Raw genomic sequence first — 755 nt, forward strand, 5'->3', positions numbered from 1 at the left:
TGAAGTAGCTGAACAAGAACAAATTCAAGAACCAAACGCGCAATCAGTTGAGCAGCCAGCAGAACAAGAAGCCTTTGGTTTTTCTTTATCCAAATTTGCCCTGAAAGATCAGGGGATGGTGAACTTTATCTATGAAGGGGTAACACCATCATTTAAACAGAGCTTAAATATCGACAAACTCACTCTGGCAAAACTTGATAGCACAACGCCAGACAGCTTTGCTCAGCTTCATGCTATGTTCACAGCTGGCCAATACACATCAGCAGAAATCAAAAGCGAACTTGCTCCGTTTAAGGACAAAACCAATCTCAGCTTAGAAATGAATCTCAAAGAGTTTTCACTTCCTAAGATCTCGCCATTTATCCGGACTGCTGCAGGTTTTGATATGTCTGCAGGGCAACTCGACTCAGAAACAAAAGTCTCTGTTGTAGATGACGAAATTGACGGCACGGTCGACCTTCATATTCGCGGTTTAGAAATCGATAACGCCGGCGATGTTCACTCTGGCAGCATTGCAGAGCAAACATTCATTCCATTGAATCTGGCGCTTAGCTCTTTAGAAGATAGTAACGGACGCATTGAGCTGGACATCCCTCTCAAAGGCAACGTCAACAACCCCGACTTTGGTTTAAATGGTTTTATTAATTTAGTCGCACAGCGTGCCGCACTTGCCGCTTCGCAAAGCTATTTAATTAACACCTTTGTGCCTTACGCAAATATCGTAACCCTCACTACCATCGCAGGAAGTTACGCCT

1 protein-coding gene is annotated in these 755 nt (G+C 43.8%); it reads left to right on the forward strand.

The annotated features are described in order from the left end of the window. The coding region (locus A3739_RS00965) for a DUF748 domain-containing protein (RefSeq protein ID WP_156502218.1) at positions 1-755 on the forward strand (755 nt) is incomplete at both ends.

This window comes from Oleiphilus sp. HI0067, from assembly GCF_001635735.1.